The sequence below is a fragment of the Streptomyces sp. NPDC088097 genome (assembly GCF_044741845.1).
GTDB lineage: Bacteria > Actinomycetota > Actinomycetes > Streptomycetales > Streptomycetaceae > Streptomyces.
The window spans coordinates 241,191-262,632 of sequence record NZ_JBIUTJ010000008.1 but is presented as its reverse complement, the minus strand read 5'-3'; the positions used below and the strand labels follow the sequence as shown (position 1 = coordinate 262,632).

Genomic DNA, 21,442 nt, shown 5'->3' with positions numbered 1-21,442 from the left:
AAGGCCCTCGACGAGAAGGTCGCCCGCCTCCACCTCGACGCCCTCGGCGTCCGCCTCACCACCCTGCGCCCCGAGCAGGCCGCCTACATCGGCGTCCCCACGGAAGGCCCGTACAAGCCGGACCACTACCGCTACTGACCCGGGGAACGGAGTTGGGGCGCCAGGCCACGGGGGAACGAGACCTGGCGCCCCGGTCTTGGGGGGCGGCCTGCTCAGGCGGCCCGCTGCTCCAGCTCCAGGAGGTAGCGCTTGGCGGTGAGACCGCCCGCGTACCCGGCGAGGGCGCCGTTGGAGGCCACGATGCGGTGGCAGGGCAGCACCACGCACAGCGGGTTCGCGCCCAGGGCCGTGCCGACCGCCCGGGAGGCTCGGGGCCGGGCCAGCTCACCGGCCAGTTCCGCGTACGTCGCGGTGCGGCCGTACGGAACGAACGCGTCCAGCGCCTGGACCGTCTCCTTGGAGAAGGGCGTCGCCAGGGACAGGTCCAGCGGCAGCGAGAAGTCGCGCCGCTCGCCGGCGAGGTAGGCGTCGAGCTGTACGCGGGCCCGTGCCAGCAGCTCGGTCTGCTCCGGGGTCTGCTCACCGGGCGCGACCTCGCCCAGACCGGCGCGCGCGAACCGTTGCCGCACCACTTCGGCGTCCTGGAATCCGCAGTACACCAGCGCGCGGTCGGTCGCCGCGAGCAGGAGCTCGCCGACGGCCGTGGAGTGGGTGGTCAGCGCGATGTGCGCCGGGGCGGCGCGGCGGGGGCTCTGCATGGGGGCTCCTCGGACGTGGAAACGCTCAGGCCGGCAGGGGCCGGCAGCTCTTGCAGGCGCGGTAGCCCGCCCGGCGGGCGTCGTGCGCGGTGGCGAACGGGACCCGGTGCGGCGGGGTGATGCGGCGGGCGTGGGCGCACGTGGGGTGGCAGTAGATGTGGGTGGTGTCGCTGCCGAGGAAAACCGCGCCGCTGCCGGACCAGCGGTGCACCTCGGACATGTCGATGCCCTCGGCCCGGCGCAGCGCGTCCCCGGTGACCTGGAGGTACGCGGCGTCGCACGGGGTGCCGTTCTCGTACGTCACCCGGTGGCAGGGCACGAGCACGACGAACGGGTTGCGGGCGAGGATCCCGGCGATCTCCTCGATGCCCCGCTCGGGCGGCAGCGCGGCCTCCCGGGCGATCCAGGAGAGCGGGCGCAGCTGGCCGGCGGGGATGGCCCGGACGGCCTGGAAGACGCTCTCCTCGCGGGGGTCCACCGGTCCCAGATCCAGGGGCAGGCCCCTGGCGCGGCCGGTGCGCAGTGCGGTGGCGAGCCGCGGGAAGGGCTTGAGGGCGGGAATCGCCGACCGGTGCGTGCGTCTGCGGTGGAGTTCCTCGAACCGTTCGGACGTCAGTCCGGCGATCCCGAGCGCGGCTCCGGTGACGCGGTCCGCCCCGGACGCCACGAACAGGACGCCCGCGGGTGTGTCCATGCGGACGTAGGTGTCGTAGCGCTCGCGCGGGATGCCCACGCGTTGCAGGACCCGCAGTGCGAAGTCCGCCGGAACCGGCGGTGCGCCCAGCCCGTCGCCCGTGCCGTCCGTCACCTGGGGTGCCGGTGGCCCGTCCTGATCGTTTCCGCTCACGTAGTCACCTCCTTCAGCTCCTCCTCCGGTGTCAGCAGCCGGCGCAGGTCTCCCATTCCGCGCGAGACCTGTGCCTTGGCCGTTCCTACCGGACAACCCTGCACTTGGGCCACCTCGGCGTAGCTCATCCCGACCACGTGCCGGAGTACCACGGGTATCCGGTAGTGCTCGGGCAGTTCCGACAGCGCCGCGACCAGCCGGCCCCGGTCGTCGGTGTTCAGGGCCCGCTCCGCCGGGCCCGGGTCGGTGTCGCACCACGTGTCCTCGGCATCGTCCACGCGCATGACGGACACGGGCCGCCGCACGCTGCTGCGGACGTGGTTGCGCCAGACGTTCGCCGCGATCGTCATCAGCCAGGCGCGCGGACGCAGCTCACGCCGTCGCTGCGGTGAGTACGTCTGAAGCGCCGTGTAGGCACGCAAGAACGTGTCCTGTCCCAGATCGTCCGCCTCGGCGGCTGACCCGGACACACGCTGCAGGAACGCGTGTACGCCCCTGGCGTGGACGCGGACGAGTTCCGTGAAACCGTCGTCCAGATCCGTCGCCAGCAGCTCGGTCAACTGCTCAGGCACCTTGTCCATCACTAACGAAACACCGTCCCCGGGAAAAGGGTTGCTGAATGCGGCAGGGCGCCGGGGTGCGGCCGCCGGCGCGGGCCCGGCTCATGCCGGCCCGACCGGGCCGGCGGGCACGCCGAGCACGGGGTCGTCCGCGTCTATGGCCTCGTACAGCCGGCGCAGGCGGGGTACCGGTTCGATGCCGAAGGAGTCGCCGAGTCGGCAGCGGAGCCGGTGGAACACGCCGAGGGCTTCGGGGCGCAGGCCGGAGCGGTGGAGCGCCAGCATGTACTGGGCGTGGATGTTCTCGTGGGTGGGGTGGAGGGCGGCGAGGGCGTCGAGTTCGACGAGGAGTTCGCGGTGCCGGCCCAGTTGGAGGTCCGCCTCGACCCGGCGTTCCAGGACGCCCCGGCGGCCTTCCTCCAGTTCCACCACGTGGGCGGAGCTGAGCGGGCCGGCCGGTACGTCGGCCAGGGCGGGGCCGCGCCACAGCGCCAGTGCCTCGCCGAGGAGGCGGGAGGCGCGGGCGGGGTCCCCGGCGGCCGAGGCCTCGCGACCGCGACGGGCCAGGGACTCGAACCGGAGCCGGTCGCTGGCCTGGGGTGACACGCCGAGCTGGTAGCCCTGGTTGCGGGTGACGAGGCTGTAGCTGCGGTCGGCGGGGGCGCTGCGCAGGATCTGGCGTATGTACAGCACGTAGGTCTGGAGGGTGGACATGGCCGTCTTGGGCGGCTGGGAGCCCCACAGCTCGGTGATGCATTCGGTGGCGCGGACCATCTGGTTGGCGTTGAGCATCAGCAGCCCGAGCAGCTGGCGGGGCTTGGGGGCGCTCGGGGTGCGGTCCTCGCCGTCTATGACGAGGGACAGGGGACCGAGTACGCCGACCTGGACGGCCGAGTCGGCCGTCGGGTGGCCTTCGCCGCCCGGCCGGTACGGGGCCCCCGACGTACAGGGGTCGTCCGGGGGGCCGGGCGGGGCGAGGGTGCGGGTGCGGGTCGCGTCGGTGTTCATACGAGGTCCTGCTCGTATTCACTGACGTTCTTGACGATCAGGCCGCGCAGGACGACCCGCCAGATCTGGGCGAGCTGGGCGACGGCCCCGGCTCCGGTGTCGAAGCTGCCTGGGGGTCTGCGTCCGTGGCCCCTGATGTGTATCTCGGCGCCGGCCACGAGGTGGGCGGCCAGGGCGGTGAGTGCCTCGGGGTCGCTGCCGGGGCGCAGTCCGCAATCCTCGCCGGATTCCTCTCCGGCGCGGCGGAAGAGGTCGTGCAGGACCGGCATCCACTCGACGGACCAGACGGGCGAGGGGGACGAGGGGGGTAAGGGGAGGGGGCATTCGCGGGCCAGCCGGGCGGCTGCGCGCACCTCGACGCTCTCCTCCAGTAATCGGGCCAGGGTCACGGTCACGGCCACTCCGATGGCGAGGGCGGGGCGGGGGCGGGAGACGACGACGGCCACGGCGTCGCGCACGACGGCGCGGCCCTGCTCCTGCACCGCCGCGGCGAGGGCCTGCTTGGTGGGGAAGTGGAAGGTGAGCGCGCCCATGGAGATGCCGGCCATCTTGTTGATCTGGGTCAGCGTCGTCCCCTCGTACCCGGCGCGGTCGAACTGGGTGGAGGCTGCCTGCACGAGAAGTGAACGAGTCCGCACGGCTCGTTGCTGTTGCACCATGAACTTCCTCCGATCGAGTCGGTACAAGGGCCGTTCCCGGGTCGCTGGAGCACCTTGCGACCTCTGTCGCGCGGTGCACAACACCGACTTGGGAAAGATGCGGCGCGATGTCGCACGGGGCGGGAAGGGCGACGACTTGCCAAAGCCGTTCCAGGGGCTTCACACCACTCTAGAACATAGAGAGCGTTCGCTATGCTTGGTTGCATCAGCTGTCAGTGATGACCAGCAGGGGGAGCGTGCATGATCGCGCACCGCACGAGGCGCATGCGGATTCAGTCCCGTCATCCGTCGATCACCGCCTTCACGGAGGAGGTCTTCGGCCACCTCCCGCGCCAGGACCAGAGACGCTGGGCGGAGACCTACCTCAAGGGGCTGCTCGGCACCCCGGGCAAGAAGTCGGTGAGACGGATGGCCGAGGCGGTCTCCGCCACCGCCACGGCCCCGCAGTCGCTGCACCAGTTCGTCAGCGCCAGCCCCTGGGCGTGGGACCCGCCCCGGCGCGCGCTCGCGGACTGGACGGCGGAGCGGACCTCGGTGCGGGCCTGGACGCTGGCCCCCGTGGTCGCTCCCAAGCGGGGGGACCATTCCGTCGGGGTGCACCGGCGCTTCGACGCGGCGGCCGGCCGGGTCATCAACTGCCAGGTGGGGATCGGCATGATGCTGTCGACCTGCTGCGGGGACGTACCGGTCGACTGGCGGCTGCACCTGCCGGAGAACTGGTGCGAGGACCCGGGTCTGCGCCGGCGCGCCCGCATACCGGAGTCCGGCGATCCCCGTCCGCTGTGGGCACTGGCGCTGGAGCAGGTCGACGCGCTGACCACGCACTGGAAACAGCCGCCGCCTCCGGTGGTCACCGACGCCCGGGAGTTGTCCGATCCCGTGGCCCTGGTCAACGGCCTGAGCAGCCGGTGCCACAAGTTCCTCGTAGCCGTCCCCGACAACCTTCTGGTGCACGCCGGCCCCCACCTGGGCCCGCAGCGCCACGCCCGCGCCCTGTCCTCCGCGAACCGCCTGTGCGTCGACGACCACCTGCTCCAGCGCGGCGGACCGGCCCGGCTGCGGCCCTCGCGCTCCGGCCGGGTCCGAGCCGCACTGTGGACCTTGTCGGGGCCGGTGCACCTTCCGCGCACCCACCACACCCTTCGGCTCCTCGCCAAGTGGAATCCCCACCGGGCCCAGCCGGCCCGCGTCTGGGTGACCAACCTCGTGCACGGCGGCATGGACGAACTGCTGGCCCTGGTCGGCACGCAGGCCGGTACGAACACCGCGATGCAGTCCCTGCGCGAGGACTTCGGCCTCCTCGACTTCGAGGGCCGCTCCTTCCCTGGCTGGCACCACCACATGACCCTGGTCTCCGCCGCCTACGCGTGGCACCGGATGTCGGCGTCCGCCGGACACCCCCACCCATGGGATCCCAGGGACGCCGGACACCTCGGGCCCGCCGGACACGCCGGACACGTCACACGCCCGTTCGCCGAACTAGACCGGCTGACCTCCTGAGCCCAGGTGTTCCCGGTACCAGGGCGCCGCCCCGTCGAGGCGGGCCAAGACCCCCGGGCCCGGCGCGCAGCCGGCGGCCTGCCACACCTCCTCGCTGCGGTACCAGTGGTCGGTGGCCAGCAGCGCGAACTGGCGCTCCCCGATCCGCCCGGGACTGCGCCGCAGGGCCTCCAGGCACGTCTCCCAGGGCCACTGCTCCGACACCGGCGGCAGCACGCGGTGGCGCCGGAGCCGGTCCATGAGGTCCCAGGCGCGCACCGGCTCGGGGTGGCTCGCGTGGTGGACGGCGGTGGGCGGGTCGGCCGGGCCGCAGGCCAGGGCGGCCAGGAGGCGGCCCAGGTCCTCGACGTCCACCATGGACAGCAGCGCCTCCCCGGAGCCCCAGCGGGCGGGTACCCGGCGCGTCAGTTCCGCGAGCGCCGCCACCACCCAGCGGTCGCCGGCGCCCACCACGAGCCCGGGCCGCAGGACGAGCCCGCCCGCCGCGAGGGCCGCGCCCTCGGCCGCGAGCCGCGTACGGCTGGCGGCCGAGACCGGGGCGGGCGGCACTCCGTCGACCTCGATCCCGTGGTGCGGCCCCGGCCCGTACACGGCGGAGGTCGACAGCTGCACCACGCGCCGGACGCCGGCGCGCACGGCCTCCGCCATCAGGGCCCCGCCGCCCCGGACGTTGATCCGCTCGCCCTCCAACGGCTCCGGGCCGATGTACGAGGCCAGGTGGAGCAGGACGTCGGCGCCCTCGCAGACCCCGACCAGGCCCTCGGGCTCGGCCAGGTCCGCCCGGACCCACTCGACTCGGTCCCCCGGAGCGCCCTGGGGCGCCTCCCGGCGCCGCAGCGCGGTGATCCGTACCGGGCGGCCGTCGGGGCCCGCCGGCGTGCGGTGCAGCGCCCGCAGGGCCGCCCCGCCGATGAAGCCCGTGGCCCCGGTGACCACGACCCGCCAGGCACTCATGCCGACTTCTGGGCCAACTCGGTGTTCAGCCGCAGCTTGACGCGGGCCTCGGCCGTGGCGACGCCGGGCAGCAGGTAGCGCCACATGGTGAGGATGCGGTCGGGCAGGTCGGCCCTGCTGCTGCTGAGTTCGGACAGCAACTGCGTACCGCTGTACGCGCTGACGAGCAGCTGCGCGAGGTCCGCCTCGTCGACCTCGGGCAGCAGGTCGCCCTGGGCGCGGGCGGCGGTCAGTTGGGCGTGGAACTGCTCGGCCCAGCGCCGGTACGCGGCGTCCTCGCGCATCCCGAACGCCCCCTGCTCCACCGCGAGTCGCACACCCGCACGCAGCAGGGCGTTCACCCTGAGCTGGCCCGCGAGGTACATCGTGATGTCGATGAGCCGCTGCAGACCGTCCTCGCCGTCGGGCAGTCGCAGCTCGTCGCCCTGCTGGAGCATCACGGCGCGGGCGATGTCCTCCTTGGACGCGAAGTGGAAGTAGATGGCCCCCATGGTCAAGCCCGACTGCTTCGTGATCATGGTGAGACGGGCCCCGTTGAACCCGTGTTCCTCGAACACCTCGGCCGCCGCGCGGACGATGATCTGCCTGGTCCTGGCTGCGCGTTCGGGCTGGGACATGGTCAACCTCGCAATTCCCTCGACAACAAAAAGAGCGTCCTCTATCTTTGCAGCTCAAGCAACGCTCCACCAAGGCATCGAACCGGTCAGGATCCGCGCTCTCCCAAGAGAAGGAGACTCCCTCATGCGCGCCATTGCCACGGAGTCGACGTTGAACGAACTGACTCCCCCACCTGGCAACCAGTCCAGCAGAGAGTTCGCGGCCCGTCAGAGAGCCGGGGGGTGGTGTCGACCCGACACCGACGCTCCACAGCCGACCACATCGGCCCTGACCAGCACCGTGCCCCGGCAGTACGTCCACCGCGCCGCGCTGGCTGAGGTGTTCTTGACAAAAATATCCAACTTGGGGCCCGAATCGTACCGGGTGTCCGCACAGTGGCCGCGCTGGCACGCGCTCTACGGACCACGGGGCGGCCTGATCGACCCCATGCTCGCGTCGGAGACCGTGCGGCAGACCATCCCGCTGCTCTCCCACACCGCTTTCGACGTACCGCTCGGACACGTCCAGAGCTGGGAGCACATCTACCTGCGGATCAACCGCAAGGCGTTACGGGCGGAGATGACACCCCCCGAGATCGAACTGCGCATCCGCAGCCGGGACACCGTCCTACGGGGCAAACGGTTGGGCGCGACCACTCTGGACGTGCTGATCCTGCGTGACAACACCCTGCTCGGCAGCGCGGAGGCACGATTCGCCTGCCACACCCCGCTGATCTACAAACGACTGCGCGGCGCCTTCGCCGGCGTCGACCCGCTCGCCCTCGTCGCGAGCCTCCCGCAGCTGCCGCCGGTCGAACCGCACCTGGTGGGCCGCGACCGCGCCGAGGACGTCGTCCTCTCCCCGGCCGACGAGCCGCACCGCTGGCAGCTCCGCGTCGACCCGACGCACCCCATCCTCTTCGACCACCCGGTCGACCACGCCCCGGGGATGCTCCTGCTCGAAGCCGCCCGGCAGGCCGCCCAGGCCGTCTGCGCGCCCGAGAGCACCGTCCTGCTGAGCCTCGACTCGGCCTTCACCCGGTACGTCGAGCTGGACTCCCCGTGCTGGATCGAGGCCGAACCCCTGTCGATGAACGCCCAGGGCAGCTCGCTCACCCTCATCACCGGCCGTCAGAACGGTGACGTCGCCTTCCGGGCCCGTGTGACCACGGCGCCCCTGGCCGATGCCTGAGAGCGCGGCGGTCCGGCGCGATCCCGAGGCCGGCGACGTCGGCTGGGACTGACGCGGGCCGCCTCCCGCGTCCGACTCCCGCACGGCGCCGCCCCTGAGCCGCCGGCGCAACGCTCCCCGCCGGTCCCGCCCCACACGGGACCGGCCCTCCACGACACGTCCCGCCCGACGCCCGTCGGCCCGCGTGGTTCCACCGTCTCGGTACCGGTCCGAGCGCGGGGGAGCCGTACCCGCGGCCCGACGGGCGTCCTCGTGCCTCAGGGGCCTCTGGGCCGACGGCGGGGCGTACGGCGCGCCCTGACGACCCGTACGGCGCCTCAGGGGCCCCTGAGGGCTCCCAGGGACTCTTCCCGGGCCCCGGGGGCTCCTGGGGCTCCCCGTGGGCTCGGGAGGGCTTCCAGATCCCCTACGAGCCCTCCTGGCCCCTCGGGCCCCCTCCCGCCCCACCCCCGGTGGCGCGCGCCGGTGGTCGAACATCCCCCTCCCTCGGTACCCGCTCCCCCCGAACAGGTGCTGAAGGCCGTTCAGTCCCTTCCAGTCCCGGTCCCTTCAGTCACTGCCCAGACCTGCTGGTCAGCGGGCTGGGCTCGGATCGGCAGGGACTGAAGGGACTAAATTTCCCAGTTATGAGCCCCACATGAACACACCATGATCCTTCTTACGTACGCGCATACACCCACCCGCATGAGAAGTGGAAGTACTGATTCTCAGTCCCTTCAGTCCCTGTCTCTCATTTTTCATGTCTCTGACCTGCATCTTTCTTCAGGGACTGAAGGGGCAGGGACTGAAGCGGAGTTTGGCGAGTTCAGTCCAGCAGCCCCGTGGGGAGGCCATATGCCCTATTTGTTCTCGGCGTTCGAAAAAGTGCCCTCAGGGACCGAAGAATCGGGGGTGGAAGCCAGGCCCGAGGGACGGCCGAAGAGGGGTCGAGGCACCACGGAAGGCGGGCGGAGGCGTCCAGGGACCGGAAGGAGAGATTCCGACACGCCCGGGTCGAGCCCTGCTCGCGCAAGAAGTTTTCCGGCCAAACAAGGCGAGAACTCTAGTTGCAGAGGGACTGAAGGGACTGAACTCCCGATACGGCAGATGTTGGGCCTGAGTCTCCCTGGACTCTGCGGTAATCTCCGCCATAGTGAATCTTCAGTCCCTCTGGTCCCTGAGCCGCAGGTCAGCGCGCACCTCGGAGAACAGCACGGGGAACAGGAGCAGTCGTCCCTCACATCGCGTCAAGGAAGAGCCAGTGCCTGTCCATTCGGAGAACCTCCCACGAGAGGTGAGTGGTGGCACGACACTGGACGTGGCGGCCTGGATGGCCCGCCAGGGCTACCCTGTGCACCCCCTGGCCCCGGGGACCAAGACGCCCGCGCCGAACTGCTCCGACTGCCGTGACGGCCGCCACCCCGCGAGCGAGTGCCCCTGCCACGCCCGGGGAGGTTGGTGCCACGGTTTCCACGCGGCCACCACCGACCTGCCCACGCTGAGCCGGTGGTGGCGGACGGAACCCGACTTCGGCATCGGGGTCGCCTGCGGTCCCGCGGGGCTCGTGGTCATCGACGTCGACGCGCACGAGGCACCCCTTCCCGACCGGCAGGCGCTGCTGCCCGGCATCGCCATAGACCCGCGTGTCGATCTGACGGGACTCACCAGTGGATTCGACACGCTGGCCCTCCTGGCGGCGTACAGGTCGCGGCCCAACCCCTGCGAGGACGCCTCCACCCTGCGCGTGCGCACGCCGTCGGGAGGCATGCACGTCTGGTACCGGATGCCCGTGGGAGCCCCGCGCTTCCGCTGCTCCAGCGGCTCCGGGTCCAAGGTGGCGCTCGCCTGGCAGGTGGACGTCAGGGCCGTCGGCGGCTACATCGTGGCACCCTCGACGCGTACGAAGGCCGGTGCCTACCGGCCCGTCCCCGGAGCCCGGCTCCCCGCGCCCCTGCCGATGTGGCTGGGCGCCGAACTGACCCGTACCGGCCACACCGTGGACTCCGCCCCCGCCCCCGCGGTTGCGCCCGCGCCGGGCCCCGTGGCCGTCCGTACGCGGCGCGGCGGCCCCCGCCTGGTCGCCTCCCTGCTCGACGAGGTGCGGGCCTGCGGAGCCAGTCCCTCCGGAACGGCCTTCAGCGAGAAGCTCAACCGTGCCGCCTTCACCGCCGGCGGACTGGCCGCCACGGGCCACCTCGTCGAGGCGGACGCCCGTCAGACGCTCCTGGAAGCCGCAGATCACGCACGACCCCACCAGCCGCGCCGGAACGCCCTCATCGTCGAAGCGGGGCTGCGCGCCGGACGTGACCGACCGATCAACCCCAAGGAACGCCCATGAGCAGCGCCGGAAGCACGGGGTTCAACGCCCAGGCGGCGGCGGAACAGCTCGCCGCGTTCGCCACCGACACCGCCGCGTTCGCGACCACCACCGACACCGCACCGTCGGGCCGTCGCCTGCCCGCTCAGCAGAGCGGAGCGCCCGCGGCCGTGGCGGGCAACGACTTCATCCAGGCCGGTCTGCTGCACAACCTCACCGATCGCGGCAACGCCAAGCTGTTCGCGCACCTGCACCACAACAGGTTCCGGCACGTCGAGGGACTGGGTTGGTACGTCTGGGACGAGTACCGGTGGAAGCGGACGGGCGGGGAGAAGGCGGCGATCTGGGCCGCCGGGGACATGGCCGAGGACCTGCCCGCCCACGACCCGCGGGGCCTGTTCACCGACCGGGAACTCGCCCAGCACCGCAAGCGCACCATGTCGACCTCGGGCGTGAAGGCCATGCTCACCCAGGCCAAGGCCTCGCCCGGACTCGCCCTGGACCCCGACACCCTGGACGGGGACAAGTACGCCCTGTGCACCCCGGCCGGGGTCGTGGACCTGCGCACGGGCGACCTGCACAAGCCCGACCCCACCCGGGACCTGCACTCCAGAGCCACGCATCTGGCGCCCGAGGCCATGCCCACGCCCAGGTTCCACGCCTTCCTCAAGCAGACCTTCGGGGACGACGACAAGGGCACGGAGATGATCAACTTCCTTCATCTCCTGCTCGGCTACTCCATCACCGGCGACGTCGGCGGCCAGGTGCTGCCCTTCCTCTACGGTGTCGGCGCGAACGGCAAGTCGGCCCTGCTCGACGTGGTCATCAAGATCCTCGGGGACTACGCGGACGTGGCCCCGCCCGGCTTCCTCATGGAGCGCGGCAAGTTCAACGAGCACTCCACCGAGCTGACCGAACTCCACGGCAGGCGCCTGTTCGTCTGCAGCGAGCTCAAGCCGCACGACAAGTTCGACGAGGCCCGCGTCAAGCTCCTCACCGGCGGCGACCGCCTCAAGGCGCGCCGCATGCGGCAGGACTTCTTCAGCTTCGAGCCGACCCACAAGCTGTGGCTCCTGGGCAACCACCGCCCCGAGGTGGGCACCGGCGGCCACGCCTTCTGGCGCAGGATCCGGCTGATCCCCTTCGAGAAGGTGGTCCCCGACCACCGGAAGATCGACAACCTGGCGGAGGCGCTCGTCCAGGAGGAGGGCCCGGGCATCCTGCACTGGATGATCCAGGGGGCCAAGGCCTACCTGGCCGGCAAGCCGCCCCTGACCGGTCCCAGTGTCGTCAGGACCGCCACCCAGGCCTACGCGACCACCGAGGACCACATCGGACGGTTCCTGGGCGAGTGCTGCACCACCGGAGCGGACCTGCCCGATCCGCGGGACCTCAAGGTGGAACAGGGGGCCCTCTACCGCGCCTACAGTGCCTGGTGCCTCGACGGCGAGGGCCTGCGCCCCGCCACCACCCGCGCGTTCGCCACACGCATTCGGGCCGAGGTGGGCGTCGCCTCGCCGAACGAGATGCTCCGCTCGAACGGTCAGAAGTTCTACCCCGGGCTGGGACTTCTGGCCGACGAGGAGCAGGATGCGCGCGACGCGAACAGGGCAAGCGCGACGTGACGGGACGACGCGTGCTGCCGCCCCGGGACGAGCACGCCTACGATGGACAAGGACGATGAGCAGATCCACCAGCCGGCGAGGACCCTCCGGGGCCCGCCGCATACCGGCACCGGCGCCGTTCCAGGCGCGGGTGGACCAGGGGCCCGCGAGGGTCGACGTGTACGAGGAAGGACCCAGGCCATGAGCTCGCTCCTGACGGCAAGCGATCTCGCCCACGAGATCAACGTGGTCTGGCTGGAGGACCCCGAGGCACTCGACTACGTCCGGCAGGCCTTGGACAAGACCCCCCGTCGCCGGGGGAAGCCGCGCTACCACCGTGACGGCCGCATGATCGGCTTCACCGAGCTCGGCGAGACGGCGGAGGCGGACCCGGACAGCGGTCTGCAGAAGCGCCGCGTCTTCTACCTGCTGCCGCACGACCGGGACGCCGAACCGGAGGGCCTCTACCGGGAGGGCGCCCCGGGCGAAGCCGTCGACCCGCGCACGATCGAGCCGCGCCAGGTCGGCCGTAAGACCGAGCGCTCACAGCGGGGCCTCTCCACGCCCACAGTTGCCTGAATCAGTCCCTCCGGTCCCTGTCTTCTGGGGTGGGCGGCTCTGACCTGCGGTTTTTCGGGGTGGGGAGTTGGTGGCGTGGTGTCGGAGTGACTGAAATCAGCCTTTCCCTAATGGCGGAATTCAGTCCCTTCAGTCCCTTCGGTCCCTGCCTCGGTCCTTCCGTCTAGAAGGCGAAGTCCACGTAGTCGATGTCGGTGAACTCGACGAGGAGGCTCGTGGCGCGGGCGCCGTTGTCCTTGAAGTAGATCTCCTGGAGGGCTTCGGCGGTGAGGTGGCGCAGTTGGGCCTCCGTGGCGCCGGCCTGCTGGGCGGCGAAGAGGCGCTGGGCGTACTCCGGGGGGAGGTGCTGGGTGATGCGGCGCATGCGGCCGTCGTCGGTGGTGCCGGGGGCGGCGGTGAAGCCGAAGCGGGCCCGGGTCTCGATGACCAGGCCCGTGGTGCGGGCCGCCCGGTCGCGGGCGCGCTTGCGGACCAGGGGCTGCCAGCGGCGGCGCACCTCGGCCGCCAGCCGGCCGGCGAGTTCCGGCTTGGGCTGCCTGATCTGGTTCTTCACGTAGCGCTCGATCGTGCGCGGGGAGACGCCGAGCGCGGCCGCGACGGCCTTGGTGGACTTGAGCTGCTTCACGAGGAAGCGGACCTGGGCACCCGCCGACTTGGGGATCGGGCGCGTGAAGTGCGGTTCGTCGGCCTTGGTGAGGCCGTCGGAGATCTCGGGCATGCGTTACTCGCCGTCTGCAGCTGCGTCGTGGCCCTTGATGTGCCGGGCGGGGTTGAGGCCTTCGTCGAGCATCTGAACGGCCCAGAGGAGGGGTTGGGTGCCCTCGTGCTTGACCATGCCGGGGCTGACGCCGAGGCGGAAGCCGCCGGGGAGCGGCTTGTCCTCGGGGGTGCGGGGGAGGAAGTCGAGGGGGCCGGGACCGTCGGAGAGGTAGACGGCGCAGTCGGAGAGCACCGCGATCGGGTGCAGGCCGGTGGCGTTCGCGATCTTGAGCATCTTGCGGTGCATGTTGACCCGGGCCGTCGAGATGACGGCGGCCCGGATGTCGGGGCGCCAGGTGGGGCGTTCGAGGGCGGGCCAGGACTCGCCCGGGCGGTAGGCCGCTCCCTGGGGGCGTTCGCGGAGCTTGCCGATGCCGCCCTTGACGGTGGCCTTGATCGCCGAGAGGACCGCCGTGGGCAGCGGGTTGCCGTCCTTGTGCGTCGTCATGGCCCGGAGGAACTCGGCCTCCGTGAGGGAGGAGGTGACGCCGAGATCGGCCATGGTCGCCAGGTAGGCGTCGCGCAGCCGGGTGTACCAGGCGTCCAGGTACGGGCCGTGTTCCGGGCGGATCCAGGCCTCGGTCGGGCGCACCTCGTGGCCGAGTTCCCGGGCGTAGGCGAGCGTCGGGGTCGCGTACCAGGCCGGGCCGGTGGGGGGCTTGCCGTGCGGGGTGAAGGGGCTGGGCAGGCGGGGGTCCAGGGTGAGGCCGGAGAGGTCCGCGAGCCAGCAGCCGGGGAGTTGGGGGTCGAAGCGGGGATCGGCGGCGTGGACGGCCGGGCCGAGGCCGACCACGAGGCGGTTCGCTGCGGCGGCGAAGGCCATGTTCACGTCGATGCCGACGGCGTGGGCACGGGCGCACTCGGCGTCGGTGAGGAGTTCGGGGTCGCGGATCCAGTCGTAGGCCTCCTCGTCGAGGACCTCGTCCGGGGTGCGCTGGTGGGAGCGCGGGTAGAGCGCGGCGACCACCGGGTGCTCGTCGGGGGCTTCCGGGGGTGCCGGGTCGACGGGGCGGGTGAGGGAGCCGGCGAGCGGGGCGGACTCCCAGGCGCCGGTCTGCGGGTTGCGGGCCGCGCGGGTGGGCGGGCGTAGGGCCGTCATCAGTTCGAGACCCGTCACCGCGGTCGAACCCCGGGGAGTGAGGACGCGGGCGGCGTAGGTGGTGAGCACCTCGGCGAGTTCGGGCGCCGGGAGGTCGCCGGTGTCCTCGCCCCAGGCGCGGCCGTCGAGGGCGTTCCAGGGGAGGACGGCGAGCTGGACGCACTGGCGGCCGGTGGTGGGGGAGGCCGGACGGTAGACGCGGGCCCAGGGGCCGAAGCCGCGGCGGGTCAGCTGCCACTTGGCCTTGGTGAGCTGCTTGACGACCGGGTGGGAGTCCGGGAGGCGCAGCGTGCGGCGGTCTTCGAGGTCGAGGGGGAGACCGAGGCGCTCCGCGGCGGGTGCGGTGAGGACGAGGAGGGGATCGCCGTCCTTGCCCTTGCGGTGGAGGCGGGGGGCGCGGAGGTCGGCCTCGGGACCGAGGGCCCAGGCGATCAGGGCGGGGAGGTCGGCGTCGGGGCAGGGCAGGAGGAGGCCACCGGCGGCGTGGGCGTGGCCGGCGCCGTCGAGGACGGCGAGGGGGCCGTTCCCTTCCAGGGGGGTGGCCGGTGCGCGGCGGGGGGCGGGGGGGCGGGTGGGGGCTGGGGCGTTAACGGCGTTAACGGCGTTAACGGTGCCGACGCCGTGGGTGGGTCGGGGGGTCGGGGCCGCGGGGGCGGCGGCGATGTCGAGGGCGGCGTCGGTATGAACGCCGTTAACGGCGTTAACGGCGTTAACGGTTGCCGGGGTGGTGGTGGCCGGGGGCGACGGTTCTGCCTTCGGCCCTGACCCGGTTCCTGTGTCGGGGGGCGTGGGTTCGGGGGTGGGTTCGGGGGTGGGGGCGTTAACGGCGTCAACGGCGTTAACGGCGTTAACGGGGGGTGGGGTGGTGGGGTGGAGGGAGGCGAGGCCCTCCAAGAGGCGGGCGTAGGCCGCGCGCTTGGGAGCGCGGGGGGCCGTGCGGCCCGTCTCCCACGAGGTGACCGTTTCGCGGCGGACGGAAAGGGCCTTGGCGATCTGGTCCTGACTGAGTCCGGCGGCCTCGCGCAGGCGCTTGCGTTCGTCCGGGTCGGGGAGCCCGTCCTGGGCGGCCGCCTCTTCGAGGAGGGCGTCGACTGCGGCGAAGAGGGCGGTCTGCTCGTTCATCTCGTTCATCTCGCTCGTCCGTACCTACAGGTGCAGCCTATGTGGAACGCACGGTCGAACACACATGGAACACACGCGGACCGTTAACGGCGTTAACGCCGTTAACGCTGAGCGCGGCGGGTCGGGCTTCAGATGCGGGTGATCAGGAGTTCGGTGACGGCCTTGAGGTCGTCCGGGGTGAGGTAGGCGGTGAGGGCGTCCGCGATCGTCTCCGGGGAGTCGGCGGCGATCGTGATGCGGTGCGCCGGTGCGGGAGCCGGGACGGGAGCCGGGACGGGGGCCGGAGCGGGGGCCGGAGCGGGGGGCGGGGTGTTAACGGCGTTAACGGCGTTAACGGGCCGGGTGCGCTGGCGCGGGGGGTTGGCCGTGGTGAGCGACTCGTCGGCCGCCGCGGCCTGGGCCTCCTGGGGGAGGCGACCGATCCGGCGGGCGGGTTCCACCTTCAGCTCGCCCGTCTCCACCTTCCCCTGGAGGGTGGGGGTCAGGTTGAGGAGCGTCAGGCGCTGGGACACCCAGGCGGGGGTCTTGCCGAGCCGCTTGGCGACCTGGGCCTGGGATCCGTGGACGTCGACGAGTTCCTGGAGGGCGCGCGCCTGGTCCATGGGGGCGACGTCGACCCGGTGGACGTTGGCGATGAGGGCCGATTCGAGGATGTCCGCCGCCGACGCGGAGAGGGCGTCGTTCACATGGATCTGGATGGTCTTGAGACCGGCGAGGTGGGCGGCGGCGAGGCGCCGGTTGCCGTCGATGACCACGTACGGAGCGCGGCCGAGGCCGTCGGTCCGGCCCGGGTGGGCCTCCATGAAGGCCATGCGGGTGGCGACGGCGAGGGGCTGGAGCTGGCCGCGGGAGACGAGGGACTGGGCCAGCTCGTCGAGCTCGGTGAGGTCCTCGCGGAGGTTGAACGGGTTGTGCGCGAGGGCTTCGATGGGGACTTCGGAAGGCGGGACCATCCCGGAGGTGGGGGCGCCCGTGGCCTCGGCGATGGCCGCGCGGCGGGAGCTGATGCCGACGGGCTGGGCCCGGGCGAAGGAAGCGGAGACTCCGAGTTTGTCGGCCTTGCTCATGAGATCTCCCTTGCGAGGGCGCGCAGGGCCACGGCCTGGTCGCCCTTGGGTGCGTAGACGAACAGCGGCTGCTTCACACGGACCGCCTCGCGCTGTTCCTTGAGGTCGGGAACGATCGCCACGACGCGCGGATCCTTTATGTCCATCCAGGCTTGGAGGGAGGAGGTCGCGATGTAGCCGCGGCGGCCGTCGTAGAGGTTCACGACGAGGCCGAGGTAGTCGATGTCGAGGCTGAGGTCGTCGCGCAGGTCGTTGATCTGCGAGGTGAGCAGGTCGTACGCGTCGGCGGAGGAGTCCTCGGCCTGTACGACGATCAGGGCGCCGGAGGCCCCGGGCTGTTCGGCGTCGCGGCGGCGGCCGTAGTAGATGGCGGCGTCCATGCTGAGGCCGAGGCTGGGAGGGCAGTCGATCAGGATCACGTCGTAGTCGGACTCGACGGGGGAGAGGGCGCGTTCGAGGGCGGCCTCGCGGGCGCGGACCGTGGACAGGCGGACGTCCAGGAGGAAGGCGTCCGTACAGGCGGGGAGGATGTGCAGCCGGTCGCCGAAGCGCTCGTCCGGGATGGGGACGATCAGCTCGGAGAGGGGGCCCTTGGCCTCGCCGGCCATGTGGCAGGTGAGGCTGTCGCCGCCGATCGGGAGCGGCTGCCGGCCGAGCTGCTTGGTGAGGTGGCCCTGCGGGTCGAAGTCGACGAGCAGGACGCGCATGCCCAGGCCCGGCAGGTCTTCGAGGTCCAGCGGGCTCGAAGGCTGGTGCGATTGGTCCTGCTCCTCGCCGGAGGCGGCGGCGGCGCGGGCGAGCTGGCGGGCGATGCGTACGGGGTGCAGGGACGCGGGGTCCTCGGCGAGGGCCTCGGCGGTACCGGCGGTGATGGCGGTCTTGCCGACTCCGCCCTTCTGGTTGCACACGACGATGCGGCGCACGACCGAGGGTCGCCGGACGGTGGGGGCCGGGTTCATCTCCAGCCAGAGGCGCACCGCTTGGGCGAGACCCTGGGTGAGGGAGACCCCGCGGTCCTTGGCCCCGGCGCGGAAGGACTCCCACTGGCCGGCGGGCAGCCAGGTCGAGAAGGACTCGGCGCCGGCGGTGTCGACGGGGGAGGGGGAGGCGGCCAGCGCGTTCCAGTGCGTGATGCCCTGGTGGACGGCGTCCTGGATGTCGGTCCGCAGTTGGGCGGTGCGGATCTTCAACTCCTGGCGGAGCCACGGGGGGAGCTTGGAGACGACCTTCTCGCGGTCGCTCGGGGACAAGGGCGAAGTCATGAGAGGGACTTTACTAACGTTCTGCGCCGGATGTGGTCGCCACGCTCGATTTTGCTAACGGATTGGTGGAGTTCGAAGGGGAGGGTGGGCCGGATGTTGCCCATGCACCGTCAGCCGGCCCGGGGCGTGGGGGCGTTAACGGCGTTAACACCGTTAACGGCGTTAACGCTCTCAGGCGTAGACGGGGAGGGCGAGGGAGCTGACCTTCTGGCCCTCCTTCAGCATCCAGTCCAGGCAGCGGCGGCGACTGAGCAGGGTGTTGCGGGCCCGCAGACCAAAGGACGTCCCGGGGGCGAGGAAGGGGCCCGTGCGGTCGCCGCCCTTCTGGCAGCCCTCGGCGTAGGGGCGGACGAGGGACTCGTAGCGGATGAGGGCGGCCCGGGGATCGTGGGGGGAGCGGGCCAGTTCGTTCGCCAGGACGTACGCGGCGACGATCCCCGTGCCGGTGCCCATCCCGCCGATGGTGGCCCCACAGGCGGCGTCGCCGACGAGGCCGATCCGGCCGGTGGGGGTGGACCAGGAGTCGACGTCGGCCCGGCTGATCGAGTCGAAGTAGAGGTCCTCGGCGTCGTCGAGGGAGTCGAGGAGGTGACGGACCCGCCAGGGGAGTCCGCCGAACGCCTTTTTGACGAGGGCCTTCTGCGCCTGCTGGTCGTGCCGGTCGTAGGTCAGCTCGGGGGAGGCGAAGACGAAGAAGGCGCCCGCCCGGGTGGGATCGGTGCGGGAGGCGCCTACGGAGGCGAGCCGGCCGGGGGTGTTGAGGCCCACGGAGCCGGGGGGAAGGTCCAGGCCCTCGGCGGGCAGGGTCCAGGTGGCGGCGTAGTAGCCGAGATGGGTGACGTAGCGCCGCTCGGGGCCGAAGGCGAGGCGGCGGACGTGGGAGTGCAGGCCGTCGGCCCCGATGACGAGGTCGAAGGTGCGGGGCGTGGAGTTCCGGAAGGCCACGTGCACGCCGTCCGGGGTTTCGGTGAGGCCGGTGACGCAGTCGCCGAAGAGGTACTCGGCGGCGGGCAGGGAGGCCTCGTAGAGCACCCGGGAGAGGTCGCCCCGGAGGACCTCCAGGTCGCCGCCGGCGAACTCGGCGGGGAGGTGGAGGCGGGTGCGGCCCCGGGTGTCGACGAAGGTCATCGGGCTGCCGCCGGTCTGTACGCGGCGCAGCGCGTCGAGGACCCCCATGCGCTCCAGTACGCCGAAGTGGGTCTCGCCGCGGAAGTCGACGGCCTGGCCGCCGGGGCGCAGGGCGGGGGTCAGTTCGACGACGGTGGGGCGCAGGCCGTGCCGGCCGAGGAGGTGGGCGAGGGCGGGTCCGGCGATGCCGGCGCCGGAGATGAGGACGGTGGTGGTCATGACTTCCCCCAAGAAACTGTGTCCGCTGGATACTGTTTTGCTTTGTGTACGGTAGACGCAGTTTTGGTGCGAGCGCAAGGGGCGGCTATGGCGGACGAACAGTGGGGCGCGGCGGTCCGGTTGCTGTGGGGGCCGCCGATCGTGCCCGCGCGGGGACCCAAGCGGGCCCTGACCCTGGCGGGCATCGCCGAGGCGGGCGTCGCGCTCGCCGACGCGGAGGGCCTGGCCGGGGTGTCCATGCAACGGGTGGCGGGGGAGCTGGCGGTCACCAAGATGGCCCTCTACCGGTACGTCCCGGGCAAGGCGGAGTTGGTCGCGCTGATGGTGGAGGCCGCGATGCCGGACCCGGGCGCGGGGCTGGACGCCGCCCTCGCGGCGGCCGGGGGCGGTTGGCGGGAGCGGCTCGGGGCGTGGGCGCGTGAGCTCTACGCCGGCTTCCGGGCGCACCCCTGGATGCTGGGGGCCACGGTGGGGGTACGGGCGGTGGGGCCGCGGGAGGTCGGCTGGATGGAGCGGGCCCTCGCCGCGCTGGAGGGGTGCGGGCTGAGCGGCGCCGAGGCGATGGACGCGGTGGTGCTGCTGACCGGGCACGTCCGGGGGATCGCCGAGCAGGAGCGGGCCACGGCGGAAGCCACGGGGGCGGGCACGGGGGCGGGCGGCGAGCCCCGGCCGGACGCGGAGTTGGGCGCGGTGCTGGACACGGTGATGCGGATGCGCGGTGCGGAGTTCCCGGCGCTCGGGGCCGCGCTGGCCTCGGTCGTGGCGGCCGGGGGGCAGGACCAGGCCCTGGACTTCGGACTGGAGCGGATCCTGGACGGCCTCGGGCTGCTCGTGGAGCGGCGGGCGACCTCCTGAAGTAGGGCGGCGTGTGCTCGCGCCCGTTTCCGGCACGGGACGGGCGGGGCAGGCACGGGCCGTGGTGGGTGGGGTGTTGGTCGCCGTGGCGGTGGTGGTGCTGGCCTGCGCGGCCGGCGGGGCGCTGATGCGCGCGCTCGGACAACCGGCGGTGGTCGGGGAGATCGGCGTCGGGATCCTGCTCGGCCCCTCGGCCCTGGGGCGGGCGTGGCCCGAGGGACAGGCGTGGCTCCTGCCGGGGGACGTGCTGCCGAGACTGGGGACCCTGGGGGACCTCGGCCTGATCCTCTTCATGTTCCTGGTCGGGCTGGAGCTCGAACTCGGGCTGCTGCGCGGGCTCGGGCGGACGGTCCTGGTGGTGAGCCAGGCCGGCGTGTGGCTGCCGCTGGCGTGCGGTGGGTTGCTGGCCCTCGGGATGTACGGGACGTTCGCGCCCGAGGGTGTGGGCCGGGCGGAGTTCGTCCTGTTCGTGGCGGTCGCGCTGAGCGTGACCGCCTTTCCGGTCCTGGCCCGGATCCTGACGGAGGAGGGCCTCCACGGCTCCCCGGTGGGGGCCCTCGCCCTGGCCTGCGCGGCGGTGGTGGACGTGGCCGCCTGGAGCCTGTTGGCGGTGGCCGTCGCCGTGGCCGGGGGCGGTGGGGCACTCGGCGGGGCGGGGCGGGCCGCGCTGGCGGCGGTGTTCGTGGCGGTGATGTGGTGGGGGGTGCGGCCGCTGCTGGCCCGGGCGGCACGCCGACGGCCGCCCGGGCGCGACGACCGGGCGCCGGGCCCCGTACTGGTGGGGCTGTTCGGGGGGACCTGCCTGGCGGCTTGGGCGACCGACGGGCTGGGGGTGCACGCGCTGTTCGGGGCGTTCGTCTTCGGAGCGGTGGTGCCGAGGGGGGTGGAGGCGGTGGAGCGGGCCGGGGAACGGATGCGGGAGTTCGCGGTGCCGGTGCTGCTGCCGCTCTTCTTCGTCGGCAGCGGGCTGCGAACCGACGTGGGGACGCTGTCGGGGTCCGGCTGGTTGTGGGCGGGAGCGATCCTCGTGGTCGCCGTCGCCTCGAAGGGGGGCGGGGCGACGGTGGGGGCGCTGCTGTCGGGGCGCGACCGGCGGGAGGCCGTGCTGTTGGGGGCCCTGATGAACTGCCGGGGGGTGACGGAGCTGGTGGTGCTGAACGTGGGGCTCGGGCTCGGGCTGATCGGCGTCGAGCTGTTCACGGCACTGGTGCTGATGGCCCTGGTGACGACCGGGGTGACGGGGCCGGTCGTACGGGTGTTGCGGCGACGGGGCGAGGCCCGCCCGGGCGCGACGATGGGGGCGGAGGACCTCGGGCGGCGTTAACGCCGTTAACGGTCGGGGGTGGGGGAGGGCTCGGCGTTAACGGCGTTAACGGCG

The 21,442-nt window shown here is 72.3% G+C and carries 20 protein-coding genes; 8 read left to right on the top strand and 12 right to left on the bottom strand.

The features are described 5' to 3' along the window. The coding region (locus tag ACIOD1_RS23620; RefSeq protein ID WP_365622681.1) for an adenosylhomocysteinase at positions 1-138 on the top strand (138 nt) is incomplete at its 5' end. A gap of 74 nt (positions 139-212) precedes the next feature. On the opposite strand, the gene ACIOD1_RS23615 is transcribed toward ACIOD1_RS23620, so the two are convergent. The 5 genes from ACIOD1_RS23615 to ACIOD1_RS23595 all read right to left on the bottom strand — a co-directional run bounded on the left by ACIOD1_RS23615 (position 213) and on the right by ACIOD1_RS23595 (position 3,790). Further along, positions 213-758 (bottom strand): methylated-DNA--[protein]-cysteine S-methyltransferase, encoded by a 546-nt coding sequence (locus tag ACIOD1_RS23615; protein WP_365622669.1) that lies wholly within the window; start codon positions 756-758, stop codon positions 213-215. Between the two features lie 25 nt (positions 759-783). Beyond that, a complete protein-coding gene (locus ACIOD1_RS23610; RefSeq protein ID WP_365622667.1) occupies positions 784-1,605 on the bottom strand; it encodes an Ada metal-binding domain-containing protein in 822 nt (273 codons plus the stop codon). After that, on the bottom strand, positions 1,602-2,186 hold the full coding sequence (locus tag ACIOD1_RS23605) for an RNA polymerase sigma factor (protein ID WP_365622679.1): 585 nt from the start codon (positions 2,184-2,186) through the stop codon (positions 1,602-1,604). The genes ACIOD1_RS23610 and ACIOD1_RS23605 overlap by 4 nt, the downstream gene beginning before the upstream one ends. Positions 2,187-2,267: 81 nt before the next feature. Beyond that, positions 2,268-3,173: an AfsR/SARP family transcriptional regulator gene (locus ACIOD1_RS23600; RefSeq protein ID WP_365622665.1), complete on the bottom strand. Its 906-nt coding sequence runs from the start codon at positions 3,171-3,173 to the stop codon at positions 2,268-2,270. Further along, complete coding sequence (locus tag ACIOD1_RS23595) at positions 3,170-3,790, bottom strand: TetR family transcriptional regulator (RefSeq protein WP_401904426.1); 621 nt, start codon at positions 3,788-3,790, stop codon at positions 3,170-3,172. Before ACIOD1_RS23595 ends, ACIOD1_RS23600 begins: the two co-directional genes overlap by 4 nt. A 282-nt stretch (positions 3,791-4,072) precedes the next feature. Between ACIOD1_RS23595 and ACIOD1_RS23590 the strand changes: the two genes are divergently transcribed. Beyond that, positions 4,073-5,332, top strand: coding sequence for a transposase (locus tag ACIOD1_RS23590; RefSeq protein WP_365622661.1), 1,260 nt, complete (start codon positions 4,073-4,075; stop codon positions 5,330-5,332). Here the strand turns inward: ACIOD1_RS23590 and ACIOD1_RS23585 are convergent. Both ACIOD1_RS23585 and ACIOD1_RS23580 read right to left on the bottom strand, forming a co-directional pair. Further along, positions 5,312-6,286, bottom strand: coding sequence for an NAD(P)-dependent oxidoreductase (locus ACIOD1_RS23585; RefSeq protein ID WP_365622659.1), 975 nt, complete (start codon positions 6,284-6,286; stop codon positions 5,312-5,314). The genes ACIOD1_RS23590 and ACIOD1_RS23585 overlap by 21 nt on opposite strands. After that, positions 6,283-6,903 carry a ScbR family autoregulator-binding transcription factor gene (locus ACIOD1_RS23580; protein ID WP_365622657.1) on the bottom strand — a complete coding sequence of 207 codons (621 nt, stop codon included), beginning with the start codon at positions 6,901-6,903 and terminating at the stop codon, positions 6,283-6,285. The genes ACIOD1_RS23585 and ACIOD1_RS23580 overlap by 4 nt, the downstream gene beginning before the upstream one ends. 268 nt (positions 6,904-7,171) lie before the next feature. Here ACIOD1_RS23580 and ACIOD1_RS23575 point away from each other — a divergent pair, with 268 nt between their 5' ends. The 4 genes from ACIOD1_RS23575 (at position 7,172) to ACIOD1_RS23560 (ending at position 12,553) form a co-directional block, all read left to right on the top strand. Beyond that, complete coding sequence (locus ACIOD1_RS23575; protein ID WP_401904442.1) at positions 7,172-8,074, top strand: ScbA/BarX family gamma-butyrolactone biosynthesis protein; 903 nt, start codon at positions 7,172-7,174, stop codon at positions 8,072-8,074. A gap of 1,240 nt (positions 8,075-9,314) precedes the next feature. Further along, complete coding sequence (locus ACIOD1_RS23570) at positions 9,315-10,391, top strand: bifunctional DNA primase/polymerase (RefSeq protein ID WP_401904422.1); 1,077 nt, start codon at positions 9,315-9,317, stop codon at positions 10,389-10,391. Further along, on the top strand, positions 10,388-11,995 hold the full coding sequence (locus ACIOD1_RS23565; protein ID WP_401904420.1) for a phage/plasmid primase, P4 family: 1,608 nt from the start codon (positions 10,388-10,390) through the stop codon (positions 11,993-11,995). The genes ACIOD1_RS23570 and ACIOD1_RS23565 overlap by 4 nt, the downstream gene beginning before the upstream one ends. 180 nt (positions 11,996-12,175) lie before the next feature. After that, positions 12,176-12,553, top strand: a complete 378-nt coding sequence (locus ACIOD1_RS23560; RefSeq protein ID WP_365622652.1) for a DUF6009 family protein — start codon at positions 12,176-12,178, stop codon at positions 12,551-12,553. Positions 12,554-12,716: 163 nt separating this feature from the next. Here ACIOD1_RS23560 and tpg read toward each other — a convergent pair whose 3' ends face one another. From tpg to ACIOD1_RS23535, 5 genes are all read right to left on the bottom strand, one after another. After that, positions 12,717-13,271 carry a telomere-protecting terminal protein Tpg gene (tpg, locus tag ACIOD1_RS23555; protein ID WP_365622650.1) on the bottom strand — a complete coding sequence of 185 codons (555 nt, stop codon included), beginning with the start codon at positions 13,269-13,271 and terminating at the stop codon, positions 12,717-12,719. A 3-nt stretch (positions 13,272-13,274) separates the two neighbouring features. Then, positions 13,275-15,533, bottom strand: coding sequence for a telomere-associated protein Tap (tap, locus tag ACIOD1_RS23550; RefSeq protein ID WP_401904440.1), 2,259 nt, complete (start codon positions 15,531-15,533; stop codon positions 13,275-13,277). Positions 15,534-15,661: 128 nt separating this feature from the next. Next, a complete protein-coding gene (locus ACIOD1_RS23545) occupies positions 15,662-16,600 on the bottom strand; it encodes a ParB/RepB/Spo0J family partition protein (protein WP_401904418.1) in 939 nt (312 codons plus the stop codon). Then, the gene (locus ACIOD1_RS23540) at positions 16,597-17,862 is read right to left on the bottom strand and encodes a ParA family protein (protein ID WP_401904415.1); all 1,266 of its coding nucleotides are present in this window, start codon (positions 17,860-17,862) and stop codon (positions 16,597-16,599) included. Before ACIOD1_RS23540 ends, ACIOD1_RS23545 begins: the two co-directional genes overlap by 4 nt. 171 nt (positions 17,863-18,033) lie before the next feature. After that, the gene (locus ACIOD1_RS23535; protein WP_365622644.1) at positions 18,034-19,209 is read right to left on the bottom strand and encodes an FAD-dependent monooxygenase; all 1,176 of its coding nucleotides are present in this window, start codon (positions 19,207-19,209) and stop codon (positions 18,034-18,036) included. Positions 19,210-19,296: 87 nt separating this feature from the next. On the opposite strand from ACIOD1_RS23535, the gene ACIOD1_RS23530 reads away from it, so the two are divergent. Continuing rightward, positions 19,297-20,064: a TetR/AcrR family transcriptional regulator gene (locus ACIOD1_RS23530; protein ID WP_365622642.1), complete on the top strand. Its 768-nt coding sequence runs from the start codon at positions 19,297-19,299 to the stop codon at positions 20,062-20,064. Positions 20,065-20,077: 13 nt separating this feature from the next. Next, a complete protein-coding gene (locus tag ACIOD1_RS23525) occupies positions 20,078-21,388 on the top strand; it encodes a cation:proton antiporter (protein WP_401904412.1) in 1,311 nt (436 codons plus the stop codon). Positions 21,389-21,442 lie beyond the last annotated feature (54 nt).

What these genes read in the sequence shown, in the direction of transcription:
- ACIOD1_RS23615 (WP_365622669.1), bottom strand. Translation starts at nt 758, where the DNA reads ATGCAGAGCCCCCGCCGCGCCGCCCCGGCGCACATCGCGCTGACCACC.
- ACIOD1_RS23605 (WP_365622679.1), bottom strand. Translation starts at nt 2,186, where the DNA reads ATGGACAAGGTGCCTGAGCAGTTGACCGAGCTGCTGGCGACGGATCTG.
- ACIOD1_RS23600 (WP_365622665.1), bottom strand. Translation starts at nt 3,173, where the DNA reads ATGAACACCGACGCGACCCGCACCCGCACCCTCGCCCCGCCCGGCCCC.
- ACIOD1_RS23590 (WP_365622661.1), top strand. Translation starts at nt 4,073, where the DNA reads ATGATCGCGCACCGCACGAGGCGCATGCGGATTCAGTCCCGTCATCCG.
- ACIOD1_RS23585 (WP_365622659.1), bottom strand. Translation starts at nt 6,286, where the DNA reads ATGAGTGCCTGGCGGGTCGTGGTCACCGGGGCCACGGGCTTCATCGGC.
- ACIOD1_RS23580 (WP_365622657.1), bottom strand. Translation starts at nt 6,903, where the DNA reads ATGTCCCAGCCCGAACGCGCAGCCAGGACCAGGCAGATCATCGTCCGC.
- ACIOD1_RS23565 (WP_401904420.1), top strand. Translation starts at nt 10,388, where the DNA reads ATGAGCAGCGCCGGAAGCACGGGGTTCAACGCCCAGGCGGCGGCGGAA.
- ACIOD1_RS23560 (WP_365622652.1), top strand. Translation starts at nt 12,176, where the DNA reads ATGAGCTCGCTCCTGACGGCAAGCGATCTCGCCCACGAGATCAACGTG.
- tpg (WP_365622650.1), bottom strand. Translation starts at nt 13,271, where the DNA reads ATGCCCGAGATCTCCGACGGCCTCACCAAGGCCGACGAACCGCACTTC.
- tap (WP_401904440.1), bottom strand. Translation starts at nt 15,533, where the DNA reads ATGAACGAGCAGACCGCCCTCTTCGCCGCAGTCGACGCCCTCCTCGAA.
- ACIOD1_RS23545 (WP_401904418.1), bottom strand. Translation starts at nt 16,600, where the DNA reads ATGAGCAAGGCCGACAAACTCGGAGTCTCCGCTTCCTTCGCCCGGGCC.
- ACIOD1_RS23540 (WP_401904415.1), bottom strand. Translation starts at nt 17,862, where the DNA reads ATGACTTCGCCCTTGTCCCCGAGCGACCGCGAGAAGGTCGTCTCCAAG.
- ACIOD1_RS23535 (WP_365622644.1), bottom strand. Translation starts at nt 19,209, where the DNA reads ATGACCACCACCGTCCTCATCTCCGGCGCCGGCATCGCCGGACCCGCC.
- ACIOD1_RS23530 (WP_365622642.1), top strand. Translation starts at nt 19,297, where the DNA reads ATGGCGGACGAACAGTGGGGCGCGGCGGTCCGGTTGCTGTGGGGGCCG.